Source organism: Pseudomonas syringae KCTC 12500 (assembly GCF_000507185.2).
GTDB lineage: Bacteria > Pseudomonadota > Gammaproteobacteria > Pseudomonadales > Pseudomonadaceae > Aquipseudomonas > Aquipseudomonas syringae.
On record NZ_AYTM02000002.1, the window covers coordinates 502106 to 518929 of the forward strand.

Below are 16824 nucleotides of genomic sequence, written 5' to 3' on the forward strand. Positions count from 1 at the left end.
TCCTTCAGCGCCGTTTGAAAATGCTATGAAAATCCACTGTCTCGCTGAGCGGCGCATCTACATTCAGGCTGGCACGGATGCGGCGCAAATGCTCGGCCATCCACTCGCGCGCCTGTTCGCCCTGCCCGCTTTCGAGCAAGGCCAGCAAGTCGACATGCTGGCCACAATCACAACCGACACTGCGTCGCGAGCCGTAGACCGCCACAATCAACGACGACCGAGTGGTGAGCTGCGCGACCTGTTCGGTCAACACCTGATTGCCCGCCAGCGCGCTCAACTGAACATGAAAGCGCGCCGACAGTTGAATCGCTTCGCTGTGGCGCCCGGCGTGTTGCGCCTCATGCTCCCGATCACAAAGCGCGCGCAGTGCTTCCAGACGCCGGCCGCCGACTCGCGTGGCGATATCGGCCATCAGCGCGGGCTCGATCAGTTGCCTGGCACCCAATACATCCTGTGCTTCCTGAGCCGAAGGTTGCGCAACCTCTGCGCCGCGCTTGGGCCGTAGGGTAACCAGTCGCTCCAGCGCCAGACGCTGCAAGACCTTGCGAATGCCGGTGCGGCTGATCTCGAACACTTCGGCCAGGGCGTCCTCGGGCAAGCGCGTTCCCGGAGCGAGCCGGTGTTCGACGATGGCTTCCAGTACATGCTGGTAAATCTGTTCGTCACGGCCCTTTTCATCAGCGGCAGGCGTGAGAAACAACGGGGCACTGTCAGGTCGGATCATGGCTTCACATCACATTGGCATTACAGATCGTATACAAGAATAGTGCCTGATGCGGAACATGATGAGTAGCGCAATTTGATTAACAGGCCAGATAGCCACTCAACTGAAAACGAATTAATCGCACCGTAAATGAGCAAAAGCGCCCTGTTTACGTGCACTTCAAGCACCTGCTCGGACTTTCCTGATTTATCCGCCCGCCTGAGTAGAAACGCCCTAAAACAAGACTCGCAGCCATTCCCTACCAACGAGAAATCGTATGGCACATGTTTTGCGTACACAATCGTATACAAAAAAATCATCGATCGTACTCCGATCCCGTCACGACACACCGAGGGAGTCAGGCAATGACAGATCAACGCCCGGCCGGGTACAGCCCGCGCCTGCACAACCACGATCTGGGGCCGGTGCCGCAGAAGTGGACCTGGTACAACATTCTGGCGTTCTGGATGAGCGACGTGCACAGCGTCGGCGGCTACGTTTTCGCTGCCAGTCTGTTCGCCTTGGGACTGGCCAGTTGGCAGGTGCTGATCGCGCTGCTGGTGGGGATCTGCATCATTCAGGTGATCGCCAATCTGGTCGCCAAACCCAGTCAGCAAGCCGCCGTGCCCTATCCGGTCATCTGCCGCCTGGCCTTCGGCGTCTTCGGAGCCAACATTCCCGCCATCATTCGCGGGCTCATCGCCGTGGCGTGGTACGGCATTCAAACTTACCTGGCGTCCAGCGCCCTGGTAATCGTGGTGCTGCGTTTCTTCCCGGAACTGGCCGCGTATCAAAGCGTGACATTTCTCGGCCTGTCCTGGCTCGGCTGGTTCGGCTTTCTCGCGTTGTGGGTGGTGCAAGCCGCGGTGTTCTGGACAGGTATGGAATCGATCAGGCGCTTCATCGACTGGGCCGGCCCGGCCGTGTACGCGGTGATGTTCGCGCTGGCAGGCTGGATTGTCTGGCGCGCGGGCTGGGACAACATCAGTTTTACCCTGGCTGAAAAGGAGTTGTCCGGCTGGGCGGCGTTCGGCCAGGTGGTCATGGCCATTGCTCTGGTAGTCTCGTATTTCTCCGGGCCGACGCTAAACTTCGGTGATTTCAGCCGCTATTGCCGCAGCATGGCGGACGTGCGCCGCGGCAATTTCTGGGGTTTGCCGGTGAATTTTCTGGCGTTCTCACTGGTAACGGTGGTGATTGTTTCAGGCACGTTGCCGATTTTCGGTGAGATGATCCACGACCCGATCGCGACCGTCGCGCGCATCGACAACACCACGGCCGTGCTGCTCGGTGCCTTTACTTTTGTGACCGCGACGGTCGGCATCAACATCGTCGCCAACTTCGTTTCCCCCGCCTTCGACTTCGCCAACGTGGCGCCCAGCCGCATCAGTTGGCGTGCAGGCGGCATGATCGCTGCGGTGGCGTCGATCTTCATCACACCCTGGAACCTGTTCAACAACCCGGAAGTGATTCACTACACCCTGGACGTGCTGGCGGCCTGCATCGGCCCGCTGTTCGGCATCCTGCTGGTAGATTACTACCTGATCAAGAAGCAGCAGATCGATGTCGACGCCCTGTTCAATGACACGCCGAGCGGGCGCTACTGGTACACCAACGGCGTGAACTGGATCGCGGTCAAGGCATTGCTGCTCACCGCACTGGTCGGTCTGTGCTTCACCTTTGTCGAGTGGTTCAAGCCGATTGCCAACTTCGCCTGGTTTACCGGCTGCATCCTGGGCGGCGCAGTGTTTTATGCGCTGACTCGCTGGTCACCGGTGCAGGCTGCCAACCTGCCTGCGCCTGTCGGACAGCATTGAGGTGTTGGCAAGACGCTAAGTACTTGAATGAAACCAGCGCTTTCAGGTGATTCGCCAGCCCCGGCATGACCTGGAAGCGTTGCCCTGCCTGCTCCGCTGAAGCTTGCGCGCGCCTCAAATGATATTATTTTAATATCACCCCTACCTGAATCATGAAATGATCGAGTGTCACTGATCGCTTTGTCAGGCATCAGGCATAAAATAGAATAAATTTTGTACAACTTTCAGGCCGCTGCGCTGCCCTATGACTGAGTCTTTGTGAACCAGGCGTTCAAGTGGGTCGATAGTGATGAGCAATGATGTTTATGGCGGCAGGCCATTCGCCCCCCAGCCCCCCCTATCCTCGGCGCAGGAAGCGGCCGAGCGGCTGCAACTCACCCTCGATTCTGGGGCAGTTGTCGGCACTTGGGTGTGGGACATCATTGCCGATCAACTGACCGGCGATGAGCGTTTTGCCCGGACCTTCGGCTTGTGCCCGAAGCTGTGCGCCAAAGGCTTGCCACTGGAACTGGTAATTGCCTCCATTCATCCTGACGATTCGGCCAGAGTCGACAAGTCGATCGAGGAAGCGCTGCAGAGCAGCGAAACCTATCGATGCGAATACCGGGTTCTGCATGAAGACGGCATTTATCGCTGGATCGAAGCCAGCGGAAGAATCGAGCGCGACAGTCGCGGTAAACCTGTCCGCAGTCCGGGTGTATTGCTCGATATAGACAGCCGTCGTACTGCCGAAGAAGAGCGCGACCGGCTCAACGAGTTGTTGAGAATATTCACCGCTGCCGTTCCCGGCGTGGTCTACGCCAAGGATCTTGAGGGCCGCATGCTCGTTGCCAATCGTGGCACCGCTGACCTGATCGGCAAACCGCCCGAGTTTTTCATTGGCAAGACGGACCTCGATTTCCTGGATGACCAGCAACAGGCGCGGATCCTCATGGAAACCGACCGCCGGATCATGCAGAACAATGTCAGCGAACAGATCGAAGAACAGGTTAATCTGGCTGATGGCTCTGCAGCGATATGGCTCTCGACCAAAGCGCCCCTGCTCGATGAAAACGGCGAGGTGATCGGTCTGATCGGCTCATCCATCGATGTCACCGCCAGAAAAAAAGCCGAAGAGGCGGTCAGAGAGCTCAACCAGACACTTGAACAGCGCATCGAACAGGCGGTTTTCGAACGCGAGCAAATCGAAGATGCCCTGCGCCACTCGCAGAAGATGGATGCCGTCGGGCAACTGACGGGGGGCATTGCCCATGACTTCAATAATTTGCTGGCTGGCATTTCCGGCAGCCTGGAACTGATCACCAAACGCTTGGCCCAGGGCCGCGTCGGTGACGTCGACCGTTACGTGTCGGTCGCCCAGGGCGCGGTACGCCGCGCGGCGTCGCTGACTCACCGCCTGCTGGCGTTCTCTCGACGCCAGACACTGTCGCCGAGAGTCACCGACGTCAACGGCTTGATTCATGACATGGAAGAGCTGATCGCCCGTACCGTCGGCCCGGAGATAGACATAAAGGTCGTTGCGCAGAATGACCTGTGGCCCGCGCTGATCGATCATGACCAGCTTGAAAGCTCGCTGCTGAACCTGTGCCTGAACGCCCGTGACGCGATGCCCAACGGCGGGCGCATTATCATCGAGACCGCCAATGCGTCCCTTGAAGAGTGCACCGACCCGGACCACGGTATTCCCGCCGGCGAGCACCTGAGCATCCGCGTGACCGACACGGGCATCGGCATGAGCCCGGACATCGCCGCCAAAGCCTTTGAACCGTTCTTCACCACCAAGGCCATAGGTGCCGGCACCGGTCTCGGCCTGTCGATGGTGTATGGCTTTGTGCGCCAGTCCGGCGGGCAGATTCGCGTCGAGTCGATCAAAGGCCAGGGCACCAGCGTGGTCATGCACCTGCCCCGCCACACCGCTGAAAACGCTCCCCGCCCCGTCGAGCCGGAAGTCATCGAAGAACCGCCGCATCACACCGGCGAAACCGTTCTGATCGTGGACGACGAACCCTCGGTGAGGATGCTCGTCGCCGAAGTCATCAGCGGTCTGGGCTACAACTGCCTGGAAGCGGCAGACGCACAATCAGGCTTGCAGATCCTGCAGTCGGACACACGCATCGACCTGCTGATCAGTGACATAGGTTTGCCGGGCGGCATGAATGGCCGGGAAATGGCCGATGCGGCCGGTGACTGTCGACCAGGCCTGCCGACCCTGTTCATCACCGGTTACGCCAAGACGTCGGTGCTGGATGATTGCCACCTGCGACCTTGCACACAAGTGCTGACCAAGCCGTTCGGGCTGGACGCACTGGCCGGACGGGTGACAGGCCTGATCGGCGCTGACGCGGTCGCCCGCGGATATTCGTAGGGTGAATCCGACCACGCCAGATGGTCGGTATTTTGTGGTCAAGGGGCAACTCTGGCGATGCTCCAATCCCTCTTTGAGCGACGACGTCCGCCAGCATCTGGTGGATGAGCTGATGGCTGCGCGTCGTGCAGTCAAAGCCGCCAAGGCATCCGAAGACCCCGCAGCCCTGAAGGTGGCTCGTGCCAGTGTCGACAAGGCCAAAGTTGCACTGGGCGAGCGCGGTGAAGTCTGGTGGACCGATGGCGCCGAGGATTTCAATCGGCGCAAGGTAAAAAACACGCCTTACGCACAGTGGTATGCAGAGCACGAAGCGTCGGAACAACAGGCAAGTAGTGAGTAAGCACGTTCATGCCACAACACGTGATGATCGACACCATTGTGCTGCTCGCTCACTTGCTTATTTGACACGCCTTTTCTCTGCAGAGGGGCGATAGCCGAAGTAGGAGCTGTAACACTTGCTGAAATGGCTCGGCGATACAAAGCCGCACGCCACCAGCACTTCGGTTTGAGACAACTCGGTGTGCTGTAGCAACCGCCGAGCTTCGGTGATGCGAAGTTCCAGATAATAGCGCTGTGGTGTAGTGCCTAATTGCTCTTTGAACAATCGCTCGAGCTGACGTCGCGAACGCCCTCCATAAACGGCCAGTTCTTCCATTTCCAGAGGCTCCTCCAGATTGGACTCCATGAGTCCAATCACTTCGCGCAAAGGAGCGCTCACGGACAGTAACGGCGAGGTTTTGATACGCCGGTATCTGGACTCTTCGAATGACAGGATGTCTTCGATACCTTCTACCAGCGCCTTGCCATGCAGACCTTTGATCCACTCCAACGCCATATGATAAGCGCCTGTCGGACTTGATGCGGTCAGTCGGTCCCGGTCTGCGACATGCGCTTCACTGGTGACCTGGCCCACGCTGGCAATTTCCGCGAGAGCGGGTCGATGCTCGGGGTGAATCGCGCATCGGTAGCCATCCAGCAAGCCGGCCCGCCCCAGGAACCAGGCACCATTCCATAATCCTGCCAGGGTTACACCCTGAGCAGCAGCGTCGCGCAATAAGCGGATCAGGTTATCGCTTGCCTTCAACTCGGTGCGATAGCCTCCGCAGATGACCAACAGGTCCAGTCCTGCAAGGCTGTCACGCCCAAACAGCTCGTCCGGGCGAATCACCAGCCCAAGATCACTGACCACCTCGCCTTCGCCAAGACCAAGCGTGATGGTCGAAAACAGATCTCGTCGCAGCAGATTGGCCGTGACAATGGCGTCCAGCACCTGGGTGAAAGCAGGTAACGAAAAATGCTCCAGCAGAAGAAAACCGGCACACGTTTGCCGTGTGGACTCAGGCTGTTCCTCTTTCAGAAAGCGAAGGTTTTTCCCTTGCATTGCGTCGCTGAATTTACGCCTGGCGATCACTTGAAACCTCGCTTGATTCACGCCAATTGAGAACCACTCTTGCCGATGTACCCGCAGGCCGCAGTAAATGCGAGACGTCGGAGAGAGGTATACATTGAAACGCGCTCTGGATGCGTTCCATGCACTTCATTTTTGTTTTCGTGACGTTATCAAAACCTGATGAAAAACGCTGCGTTGCATAAATATCGGGGAATAGCGCCAATCTCTCGTTTTGCCGGTATGGTTAGGCTTTCCTATGAGGGTGATCCATGGCCGTCCAAAACCCCAACAGTTCTCAAAAGCATCTGGCGGTGCTGATCGATGCCGACAATGCGCCAGCAGCGATCGTAGAAGGCCTTTTCGAAGAGATCGCCAAATATGGCGTGGCCAGCGTCAAGCGCATCTATGGTGACTGGACCGGCCCGCAACTCGGCGGCTGGAAGAAAGTTCTGCTCGACTACTCCATCCAGCCCATCCAGCAGTTCGCCTACACCAAAGGCAAGAATGCCACTGACAGCTCATTGATAATCGACGCTATGGACTTGCTCTACACGCGTCGTTTCGACGGGTTCTGCCTGGTATCCAGCGACAGTGACTTCACACGCCTGGCCTCGCGCTTGCGTGAGGAAGGTCTGACCGTTTATGGCTTTGGCGAAGAAAAGACACCCAAACCCTTCGTCGCGGCCTGCGACAAGTTCATCTACATCGAATTGCTTCGTGAAGAGATCACCACACCGGCCACCGGAGACTCTACGCCGGATGCAGCTGCAACACCGAGCAACGTGAAATCAGTGGCAACCGAGCCGAGCAAGAAACCCAAAGCCCCTGTGGGCTTCATTGCAAAGATAATGGACGATATTGCTGATGAAGACGGCTGGGCGCCCTTGGGCGCCATTGGCACGAACATCACCAAACTGCGGCCTGAGTTCGATCCTCGTACCCATGGCTACAAGAAACTGAGCGATTTGATCAAAGGCTATCCACAAACGTTCGAGCTACAGGCCCGTCCGGCCTCTGGTGGAACGGCAGTGCTTTATGCGCGGCATAAACTGCAGGGCAAGTGAGGTTCGTCAGTCCGGGACTGACAGTTGCGACTGTCAGTTCTTTCCTGACGCTGTAGCTGGAACGGCACCGTCGAACACATGTAAAAAAGGTCAGCCTGAAAACTCCGGTCTTCCAGTACGGCCGCACCTGTTTCGGTAACACCAAGAACAATGTGCTGGACATAGGGAAACGAGATGTCGTGCTCCAGCACAGCGGCGGAAACCAGCAGACCCTCTTTGACCAGTTCATCAATCATGGCCATAAAATCCCCGGCCGCCGGAACGTCTGATTGAAGACGTATCAGCGCGAGATAAATTTGACCAGACGTCAACTTTCCAGGGCGGACGAAGTTCGCGCTGCGGACAATTTCAAGCACCGCCAATTCATCGGAAAAATTATTAAAACCCATAGCGGCCTCCCACTTCTGAAGACACTGACCCGCCTGTCCGGCTACGTCAGGACTTTTAAAAGAAGCTCAGCTCGTGATGAGCGGAAACGCATCTGGCTTCCGTTATTCATCTTGCAATTAAACGAGCCAGATCCAACTGGCACATACGGATTTCATGAAGCTGCGTGTAGACGCTTTAGAGTGGAATCGTTGAAAAGGCCATCCGTTGCGGATGCCGTTAACGATGATCCGGTGTCAGAAATTTCATCGCTTCCGTAATCACCGAAGGATGATCAATCAGCCGATTGTGGCCAAGCCCTTCAGTGGTAAACAGACGCGCTCCCGGCCATAGCTCTGCAAAACGAGCGCCCTTTTCCCACGGTGTTTCACGATCACGGCGGTCATGAATGACCAAGGCGGGACGATCAAGCAGCGGCAGTCGCGAACTGGCGTCGTAGTCTGCGAAGCGGCGACCGGTCAGCGAATGCAGGACGCCCTCGAAAGGTTTGAATACTGTGTGGGCAACACCGACTGAATCGAACAGTTGAAGGACGCTGTCCGTAGGTGCCAGGAACGGCGCAATCAGAATAAAACGATCAGGGCACCACGACTGCTCCTGAGCGAAAACAATCGATGAAGCGCCGAGTGAATGCGCTATCACCGCCGAAGGCTTTCCGAAATGGCGCCCCACGTGCTGCTGCACAGCCACGAACTGGGTCATATGACTGATGCTGCCCGCGCTCAACCCATGCGCGGGCTGATCGAACCCCACCACGGCGTAGCCCATCGAGCGCAGTAACGGCACCCATCCGATAAACCGCATCGCGTAACTTGACCAGCCGTGGGCCAGCAACACATACGGCTGGCTGGAGGGATCGCCCCAGACATAGGTGGCAATTCTGATGCCGTCCAGCTCAAGGCTACCGGTTTGCACATCCGTCGCTGTACTCAGAATTTCAGCAGCCTTGGCACGTCCGGACGCCTGCGGAGTCACAAAACGTCGAGCGAGATATCTTCCAGTGATGCCCGGTAGAATACGGCTGGTCAGCGTGAACGTGCCGCGCAGCGTCAATAGTCGAAGCCTCTTGATGATGTCGCTCATCGGTGTTCCCCACGCCCGTCAGATGATCTGGCACCATTAGAACAGCCTATCTTGTCACTGACAAGATAGGCTGAACCGATGGGAATATAACTTTTGTTTCATGATAGGGAGCCTTACATGTCGACTTCAGACGCCCCACGGACCTACCACCACGGCAATCTGCCCGCCGTCCTGCGTCAGGCCGCCTGGGATATCGTGGGGGAAGCGGGAGTCCGCGGCATGTCACTGCGCGAGTGCGCCAGACGGGCGAATGTCTCTCATGCCGCCCCCGCCCACCATTTCGGCTCTCTGGAAAATCTGCTGGCAGAGGTGGTGGCCGATGGATATGAGCGCATGGCCGACGTCATCATTGCCGTCCAAGAGGAACTTGACGACACCCTCCTGGGTTGCGGTATTGGTTATGTAAGTTTCGCCAAAAGTTACCCGGAGCACTTCCGATTGATGTTTAGCGCGGGTGTAAACCGCACGTTGCCCAGGCTTCTAAAATCGGGGGAACGTGCGCTGCAAGTGCTCCGCCAGTCGATACGCAATGCCTGGATAGCGAAATACGGTAGCGAGCCCGAGCCGGAACTGCTTGAACAGCGTACCTTCCTCGCCTGGAGCACCGCGCACGGCTACGCTTCCCTGACCATCGACAGAAAGACGAATACCCCCCCTATTCCCTCTGCCGAGTCGGTACTGCAATTGATGACATGCTCCGTGCTTATGCCCTCAGGCTGAAAACAGACGCACTGCCGCCACCCGATTGATAAACAACCGCCGTCGTGACTGCGCTTGCACAGAAGCGGTTTCGACGGTGTGCATGCCATTTGCCCGCACGTCTTGCCACGATGTTCCCCACGTCCCTTTCCGAAAACCGAGCAAGATCGGCATCGACCATTTTTGATGTCGATCAACATCAATGCGTTGACATTTTAGATTTGGATCGTAATCATAAGTGCGACTTCCTCAACGCACATTACGAGTATCTCCTCCATGACAACGCCATCCACTGTTCTCATTACCGGTGCTTCCAGCGGCATCGGCGCGGTATATGCCGAACGCTTTGCCCGTCGCGGTCACAATCTCGTGATGGTCGCTCGTGACAAGGCACGTCTTGATGCCCTGGCAACACGCCTTCGTGAAGAAAACGGCGTTGCCGTTGAAGTCATCCAGGCGGATTTGACTCAATCTGCCGATCTCACAGCTCTGGAAACCCGTCTGCGTGAGGACGCCAGCATCGATGTGCTGATCAACAACGCGGGCATTGCCCAATCCGGAGGGTTCGTTCAACAGAACGCCGAGTCCATCGACAAGCTTGTCGCACTCAATATCGTCGCCCTGACACGCCTTGCGGCCGCCGTGGCCCCGCGTTTCGCGCAGTCCAGCTCGGGCTCGATCGTCAACCTCGGATCGGTGGTGGGTTTTGCGCCAGAGTTCGGCATGTCGGTCTACGGTGCGACCAAGGCCTACGTACTGTTCCTTTCCCAGGGAATGAACGTGGAACTGGCGCTCAAGGGCGTATACGTCCAGGCGGTGCTTCCGGCGGCCACGCGCACCGAAATCTGGGAGCGTGCGGGGATCGATCTGAACACTATTGCAGAGGTGATGGACGTCGAAGAGCTGGTTGATGCAGCACTGGTGGGTTTCGACCGCCGCGAACAGGTGACCATTCCACCGCTGCATGTGGCGGGGCGTTGGGACTCGCTGGATGAGGCGCGACTAGGGCTGATGTCGGACATTCGACAGGCTCAGGCGGCCGAGCGCTATCGCCCGCAAGCCTGAAGCGAATCAAACCGCGGCAGATGCACATCCTTGTTCGACGACACTGGAATCAGAGCGTCATGAAAGCACTGACATTTGAGAATTACGGCAAGTCGCCTGAGATTGCGATTACCCACGTACCCATACCCGCCATCAAACCTGACGAACTGTTGGTGGAGGTTCACGCGGCCGGGTTGAACCCGATCGACAACATCATCACTACGGGTGTCTTCAAGTCGGTGGTGAAGATGCAACTACCGGCCACCATGGGCAGCGATCTGGCGGGCGTGGTCATTCAAGTGGGCAGCGCAGTCACTCGATTCAAGGCAGGCGACGCGGTATTCGCGAGCCTGTTCGAACTGGGTGGGGGCGCCATCGCCGAGTTCGCCGCCGTACCGGAACACGCTGCCGCGTTGAAGCCCGCCAACCTGGACTTTGTTCAGGCAGCCTCCATCCCGATGGTCGGGCTTACGTCGTGGCAGGCATTCAAAGATCGCGCCCCTCTTCAAGCGGGCCAGAAGGTGTTCATACCGGCCGGGTCTGGAGGTATCGGCACCTTCGCCATCCAGCTGGCCAAACACCTGGGCGCCACAGTGGCCACGACCACCAGCACAGGAAATATGGCGCTGGTTCGTAGCCTGGGGCCAGATGAAGTGGTGAATTACAAAGAGCAGGCATTCGAACAGGTGCTACACGACGTTGACCTGGTGCTTGGCACCACCCGGGGAGACGACCTTGAAAGAGCTGTCGGCATCCTCAAGCCCGGCGGCAGGATCGTATCCCTGGTCGGCCCGCTGGATACGGCATTCGCCAAGGCTCGGCGGATGAATGCCTTCTTCACCTTCGTATTCGGGTTGATGAGCCGCAGGATCACGCGCCTGGCCAGAAAGAAGAGTGTGTCGTACTCGTTTCTGTTTGTCCGCGCGGATGGCGCTCAACTTGGCGACATTGCCAGGTTACTCGAAAGTGGCCAGATAAAACCGGTGATTGACAGCGTCTTTGCGTTTGAACAGGCCCGCGAAGGGCTTGAATACCTGGGTCGGGGCCGCGCCAAAGGCAAGGTCGTTGTAAAAATCAGATAGGCACCTATTCGACGCCCCGCTCAACCACCCTTCAGGCCCGCGCCTGTCGAGCATTGGAGTATCAAATGAACACCTCTTCCGAAAGAACCGCCATCGTCACGGGTGCATCATCGGGCATCGGTCGCGCTACCGCCGAGGCCTTGGCGCGCTCGGGGTACACCGTGTTTGGCACCAGCCGCAAAGCCGGTGAAAGTGAGGCACAGGTCTCCATGCTGACCTGCGATGTCACGGATGACGATTCTGTCCGCGCGCTCGTTGCCACCGTCCTCGCGCAAACCGGGCGTATCGACCTGCTGGTCAACAATGCCGGCATCGGTATGCTGGGCGGCGCCGAGGAGTTCTCGATCCCGCAAGTACAGGCACTGTTCGACGTCAATCTGTTTGGCGTCATGCGCATGACCAACGCAGTACTGCCATCAATGCGCCAACGAGGTCAGGGCCGCATTATCAATATCGGCTCGGTCCTGGGACTGATACCGGCGCCCTATTCGGCTCATTATTCGGCCGTCAAACATGCCCTGGAAGGCTATTCGGAATCACTCGATCATGAAATTCGTGCCTTCAACGTCCGGGTCTCGGTCATTGAGCCGGCCTACGTACGCACCGTCTTCGATCAAAATGGCATCGAGCCTGACTCGCAGTTGCAGGCGTACGATCAGGCGCGAGCCAGTGTCCGTGCATTGCTCGCCGATGTCATGCCGACAGCCGACCTGCCCGAGGTTGTCGCAGCGGTGGTGCTGAAAGCGGCGAGCGATGTTCGTCCCCGGCATCGATACACCGCCGGCAAGACCGCCCGACAAATCAGCCTGCTACGGCGCTTCGCGCCTGCCGGGGCGTTCGATAAGAGCTTGCGCAAGCAGTTTCGCTTGCCGGAGTGAATGGCGTGGGTCGGGTTGGCAGCTTCTCGAATTCGAGTGTCAGCGCCGTTCCACACTCATTGGTTCGGCAACGGCCCACAGGCACGATAGGTGTCGATCAACGTGTCAAACAGGGAAATGTCCGACCTGCTTCTGGCAACCAGTTGAGCGCCCGCCACAGCGGAAAAAATGGCCTGCGCCCGCACCTCGCTGTCCGAGGGCGTGCAAATGTTCGCGGCCACCAGAAGCTTGCTCAGCCAGGCAATGTTGACTTGGGCAAACAGCTGCATTTCCTCAGTCATCTCCGGCGGCAGGTTGTCGGTTTCAGCGCCTACGAAAGTGCCCAGGCAAAGGCGGTTTTCAACCTCCAGCGAACGCCGGAAAATTTCCGGGAAACGCTGTAACGCTTCGCCGGGATCGGGGGTTTCTGCGGAGATCGTCTCGAGTGCAGCGGCACCGTCCTGCCAGTATCGCCTGGCAACCGCGACACCCAGATCAGCCTTGCTGGGGAAGTGGTAGTAAATACTGGCCGGCTTGATTCCGACCTGGGCGGCCAGATCGCGAAAGTTCAGGCCGTTGTAGCCCTGCGACTGGGCAATGTTTCTCGCAGCAAGCAGAATCGCCTCACGGGCGTTGATGGTCATCGTAGTGCCTTGTACTTCGGACGCGTTTCTGGAGACCGACACATGCTAATTCAAAAACCTGCCTTTTGTTAGGTAGAAAGACGGTGTAGCGCATGGCTGCTGAACGGCCATCGTCGGTTTCTCCCAAGCTGCAACGGCTATCGCCGGGAACATCCTGCTTGACGTTCCCGGCGATAAGGTGCGCGTACAACAGCTCAATCATTCGGCCGGGGAGTCCAGCTCAGGAATACCGCTGCTGCGATCAGCATAAGCCGCCTGGAAAGCCGGACGCTTCTGCCAGCGCTGCCAGTACAGGTCCAGGAACTCGAAACGCTCATCCAGTGGCGTGGCGTTGACCGGGAACTTGGAGAAGGCAATGGCGGTTGCAAGCGTGATGTCCGCGAACGTTGGCGCATCGCCGCCCAGCAGCCACTCGCGACCATCGGACAAATGACGATTGACCAATGCCGCATGGCTCAGCGCCTCTTTGCGGCAATGCTCGCCCCATGCTTCGTTCTTGGTCAGTTCAAGCTTGAAACCGAGGCCGGTGTGCAGCACGTGAAAGGCCGTAACGATCCGATAGAGGATATGCACCCAGATGCGGTTATCCCACATGTTGTCGAGGCCCTGCTCCAGAGCGCCCTCGCCCATGATCTTGCGGCCCGGATAAGCCTGATCCAGATAGCGAGCGATAGCGGCCGTCTCGGAAATGAAGCTGCCGTCTGCCAGTTCCAGGGTCGGTGTTTCACCCCACGGGTTCATGTTCAGGTGACGCCAGCCACGCTGCTCTCCGCCCGGCGTCATGTCATAAATGGTTTCGTCGAACTGATCGGCAATGCCTTTTTCGTGGATGAACAAACGCAGGCGTTGAGGATTCGGAAAAGCCGAAGGAGAGGTGAAAAGTCGCAATTTAGAGGTCATGGTCGGGCCTGTGAGGTAGGGTAGAAAACCTACCTAACTATCGTTAGGTAGCCATACCGTAGCGGTACTTTTGCACCGAGTCAACGTCTACCTAACATTTGTTAGGTAGACCATATTTGGCTCGGCTGATCAGCAAGCCTAGCAACCGGACAGAATTGTGCTGAAAATGCAGCCTTCAGGCATGGGTTGGCCCGCATTGACAGCGCTCAAACGTGAGCGCCTTGATATCCTGTGCGCCGATCTCGGGCGGCCAGTGAATGCTGCTCAAAAACGTACAAGACCCAGGCTCGAACCACAGGCCTTGCCAGGCCGCATCGCGCAGAGAAGAAGGAAAAAGAATGCAGCACGCTTCGCTGAACCGTTTTCGTACCGGGTTGCTCGCCTTGCTCTTGCTGTGCGTGACCTTGCCGGCCCTGGCCCAGAATGCCCCCGCGCCCCAGGCCGATAGTGCCAGCAGCGCAGCGCCTGCCGTGGTTGTCCCAAGCCTGGATGATCTGAACCAACAGCTCGATCAGATCCGTCAGAAAGTGACGGGCAGTGCCAACGATGACCTGCTTTCAAGCCTGCGTCAGGCGGCTTTGCAGGTTCAGAAACAAGCCGACAATCTGGTTGCGCAGCAAGCTGTCGACATCGAACACCTGAATGATCAGCTCAACATTCTCGGGCCGGTGCAACCGGACGAAGCGCAAAGCCTGACCAGTCAGCGCAAGACGTTGACCGCACAGAAAAACGCGCTGGTCAATGATGAACGTCAGACCAATGAGCTAAGCCAGTCAGCCCGGGATCTGGCCACGCAGATATTCAACCTGCGCCGCAGCCTCTTCGATTCACAGATCAGCACGCGCACGGCGAGCCCGCTCAGTTCGGCATTCTGGTCCACGCTGATTCGCCCGACCGATGACGACCTGGGACGCCTGAACAGGCTTCTGGTGGACGTGCGCCAGGTGCTCAATAACGCGATGGCACCGGACAACCGTGTGCAATTCATCAGCGTGGTGCTGGGCGCATTGTTCATCTGGGTGGTTGTCCGGCGACTGCTGGAGCGCCTGCTGATCTGGGCGATGATTCGCTGGCTGCCCGAAGGCCGCCTGCGCCGCAGTGCTCTGGCCCTGGCTGTCGGGCTGTCGACCATTCTTACCATCACCATTGCCACTTCCTTGCTGCGCTGGGGAATCGTCCACAACGCGGTGCTCAGCAATGACGTAGTCAATCTGCTCGATCAGGTGCAGACGCTGATTACCTTCTGCGCCTTCATCGTCGGTCTGGGCCGCGCGCTGTTGATGCTGGCACACGCCTCGTGGCGCCTGCCGCAAATTCCTGACCAGATCGCCACCGCATTGGGCCGCTTCCCCCCTGCCCTGGCGCTGGCACTGATGGTCATCGGCACACAGGAGCGAATCAACAGTGTGATTGCCAGCAGCCTGGCCCTGACGGTTGCGGTCAATGGCCTGACGGCACTGGCGGTTTCGCTGGTATTCTTCTACGCCCTGTTGCGCTACCGCCGTACCCGCCGCCGCTTTGAGCTGGAGCGCCCGGCAGGCTTCGCCGGGCTGATTCCGTTTATCGTCGCGGTGTGGGTCGGCCTGAGTTTGCTGGCGTTGCTGAGCGGCTACCTGACGCTGGCTTACTTTCTGGCAGTGAAACTGCTCTGGGTCAGCGTAGTGGCGTCCACTGCGTACCTGCTGATCGCCTGCTTCGGTGACATCTGCGAAACCCTCCTGTCGCCCAAACAACCTGGCGGCCTGGCGCTGGGCTCAGCGCTGGGTTTGTCCACTCGCCATCAGGCGCAGGCAAGTACCGTGCTGGCCGGCATAGGCCGCACTTTGCTGCTGCTCACCGCTGTCCTGCTGGCGTTCCTGCCCTCAGGGTCGAGCCCGGGCGATCTGCTCGCCAGCTTTACTCAGCTGGATGTCACGTCCAAATCCATGGGCAACCTGAACATTGTCCCCAGCGACATTCTGGTGGCATTGGTCTGCCTGGTCGTCGGCCTGCTGAGTGTGCGTGTACTCAAGGAATGGTTTGGAGAACGCCTGCTGCCCGAAACCAACATGGACGCAGGCATGCAGGCCTCGCTGGTGACCCTGATCGGTTACATCGGCTTTGTGCTGGTGGTGGCCGTGGTGATGTCCACACTCAACATCAGCCTCACCAACCTGACCTGGGTGGTCAGTGCGCTGTCGGTGGGGATAGGTTTCGGCCTGCAAGCCATTGTGCAGAACTTCATCTCCGGCCTGATTCTGCTGACCGAGCGTCCGGTCAAAGTCGGCGACTGGGTAAGCCTGGCGGGGGTCGAAGGAGATATTCGCCGGATCAACGTCCGCGCGACCGAAATCCAGATGGGCGACCGCTCGACAGTGATCGTGCCGAACTCGCAGTTCATCACGCAGAACGTGCGCAACGTCACCATGGGCAATGCGCTGGGCGTGGTCGGAATCACCCTTACGCTGCCCCTGGAAACAGACGTCCTGCAAATACGCGAACTGCTGTTGCAGGCCTTCACCGAGCATGAAGCCATACTCGATGCGCCAGCGCCTTCAGTCACCTTCAAGGACCTGACCAATACCGGTTTGATCATCAGCGCCAGCGGCTACGTGAACAGCCCACGCTCGGTGGGTGGCGCACGGAGTGATCTGTTGTTTACGGTCTTGGGGCGTCTGAGGGAATTGGGTGTAGCGCTGTCTGCACCGCAGAGCATGGTGTTGATTAATGAGGGGGCTGGGAAGGATGCGGCGGCGGAGGAGAGTCAGTGATGTCTCAAGGATAAGACGGCACGCAGGGCGCGGCGGTGG

General features: G+C 58.3%; 15 protein-coding genes. 9 read left to right on the forward strand and 6 right to left on the reverse strand.

All coding sequences use genetic code 11. The annotated features are described in order from the left end of the window. Positions 1-4 precede the first annotated feature (4 nt). Positions 5-724: a GntR family transcriptional regulator gene (locus V476_RS02740; RefSeq protein ID WP_024960001.1), complete on the reverse strand. Its 720-nt coding sequence runs from the start codon at positions 722-724 to the stop codon at positions 5-7. A gap of 344 nt (positions 725-1068) precedes the next feature. On the opposite strand from V476_RS02740, the gene V476_RS02745 reads away from it, so the two are divergent. The 3 genes from V476_RS02745 (at position 1069) to V476_RS02755 (ending at position 5225) form a co-directional block, all read left to right on the forward strand. Then, entirely contained in the window at positions 1069-2520 is a 1452-nt protein-coding gene (locus tag V476_RS02745; RefSeq protein ID WP_003417967.1) for an NCS1 family nucleobase:cation symporter-1, read from the forward strand. A 289-nt stretch (positions 2521-2809) separates the two neighbouring features. Continuing rightward, a complete protein-coding gene (locus V476_RS02750) occupies positions 2810-4885 on the forward strand; it encodes a hybrid sensor histidine kinase/response regulator (protein ID WP_024960000.1) in 2076 nt (691 codons plus the stop codon). A gap of 1 nt (position 4886) precedes the next feature. Then, positions 4887-5225, forward strand: a complete 339-nt coding sequence (locus tag V476_RS02755) for a hypothetical protein (protein ID WP_057443087.1) — start codon at positions 4887-4889, stop codon at positions 5223-5225. A gap of 57 nt (positions 5226-5282) precedes the next feature. Here the strand turns inward: V476_RS02755 and V476_RS02760 are convergent, their stop codons facing one another. Further along, a complete protein-coding gene (locus tag V476_RS02760) occupies positions 5283-6266 on the reverse strand; it encodes a GlxA family transcriptional regulator (RefSeq protein ID WP_032607639.1) in 984 nt (327 codons plus the stop codon). A 278-nt stretch (positions 6267-6544) separates the two neighbouring features. On the opposite strand from V476_RS02760, the gene V476_RS02765 reads away from it, so the two are divergent. After that, positions 6545-7339: an NYN domain-containing protein gene (locus V476_RS02765; protein ID WP_003314764.1), complete on the forward strand. Its 795-nt coding sequence runs from the start codon at positions 6545-6547 to the stop codon at positions 7337-7339. Here the strand turns inward: V476_RS02765 and V476_RS02770 are convergent. Together V476_RS02770 and V476_RS02775 are read right to left on the reverse strand one after the other, a co-directional pair. Next, positions 7309-7728, reverse strand: coding sequence for a hypothetical protein (locus V476_RS02770; RefSeq protein WP_017278364.1), 420 nt, complete (start codon positions 7726-7728; stop codon positions 7309-7311). The two genes, V476_RS02765 and V476_RS02770, sit on opposite strands and share 31 nt — an antisense overlap. 217 nt (positions 7729-7945) lie before the next feature. Beyond that, positions 7946-8809 carry an alpha/beta hydrolase gene (locus tag V476_RS02775; RefSeq protein ID WP_024664792.1) on the reverse strand — a complete coding sequence of 288 codons (864 nt, stop codon included), beginning with the start codon at positions 8807-8809 and terminating at the stop codon, positions 7946-7948. A 117-nt stretch (positions 8810-8926) separates the two neighbouring features. On the opposite strand from V476_RS02775, the gene V476_RS02780 reads away from it, so the two are divergent. The 4 genes from V476_RS02780 (at position 8927) to V476_RS02795 (ending at position 12512) form a co-directional block, all read left to right on the forward strand. Further along, on the forward strand, positions 8927-9529 hold the full coding sequence (locus V476_RS02780) for a TetR/AcrR family transcriptional regulator (protein WP_024959999.1): 603 nt from the start codon (positions 8927-8929) through the stop codon (positions 9527-9529). A gap of 255 nt (positions 9530-9784) precedes the next feature. Continuing rightward, the gene (locus V476_RS02785) at positions 9785-10573 is read left to right on the forward strand and encodes an SDR family NAD(P)-dependent oxidoreductase (RefSeq protein ID WP_024959998.1); all 789 of its coding nucleotides are present in this window, start codon (positions 9785-9787) and stop codon (positions 10571-10573) included. A gap of 59 nt (positions 10574-10632) precedes the next feature. Continuing rightward, positions 10633-11634 (forward strand): NADP-dependent oxidoreductase, encoded by a 1002-nt coding sequence (locus V476_RS02790; protein WP_024959997.1) that lies wholly within the window; start codon positions 10633-10635, stop codon positions 11632-11634. A 65-nt stretch (positions 11635-11699) separates the two neighbouring features. Continuing rightward, entirely contained in the window at positions 11700-12512 is an 813-nt protein-coding gene (locus V476_RS02795; RefSeq protein WP_024959996.1) for an oxidoreductase, read from the forward strand. A gap of 56 nt (positions 12513-12568) precedes the next feature. Here the strand turns inward: V476_RS02795 and V476_RS02800 are convergent, their stop codons facing one another. Together V476_RS02800 and V476_RS02805 are read right to left on the reverse strand one after the other, a co-directional pair. Beyond that, positions 12569-13135 carry a TetR/AcrR family transcriptional regulator gene (locus tag V476_RS02800; RefSeq protein ID WP_027902964.1) on the reverse strand — a complete coding sequence of 189 codons (567 nt, stop codon included), beginning with the start codon at positions 13133-13135 and terminating at the stop codon, positions 12569-12571. 198 nt (positions 13136-13333) lie between these two features. Beyond that, positions 13334-14035 carry a glutathione S-transferase family protein gene (locus V476_RS02805; RefSeq protein WP_003406441.1) on the reverse strand — a complete coding sequence of 234 codons (702 nt, stop codon included), beginning with the start codon at positions 14033-14035 and terminating at the stop codon, positions 13334-13336. A 338-nt stretch (positions 14036-14373) separates the two neighbouring features. Here V476_RS02805 and V476_RS02810 point away from each other — a divergent pair, with 338 nt between their 5' ends. Beyond that, positions 14374-16785, forward strand: coding sequence for a DUF3772 domain-containing protein (locus tag V476_RS02810; protein ID WP_024692725.1), 2412 nt, complete (start codon positions 14374-14376; stop codon positions 16783-16785). The last annotated feature ends 39 nt before the right edge of the window (positions 16786-16824 follow it).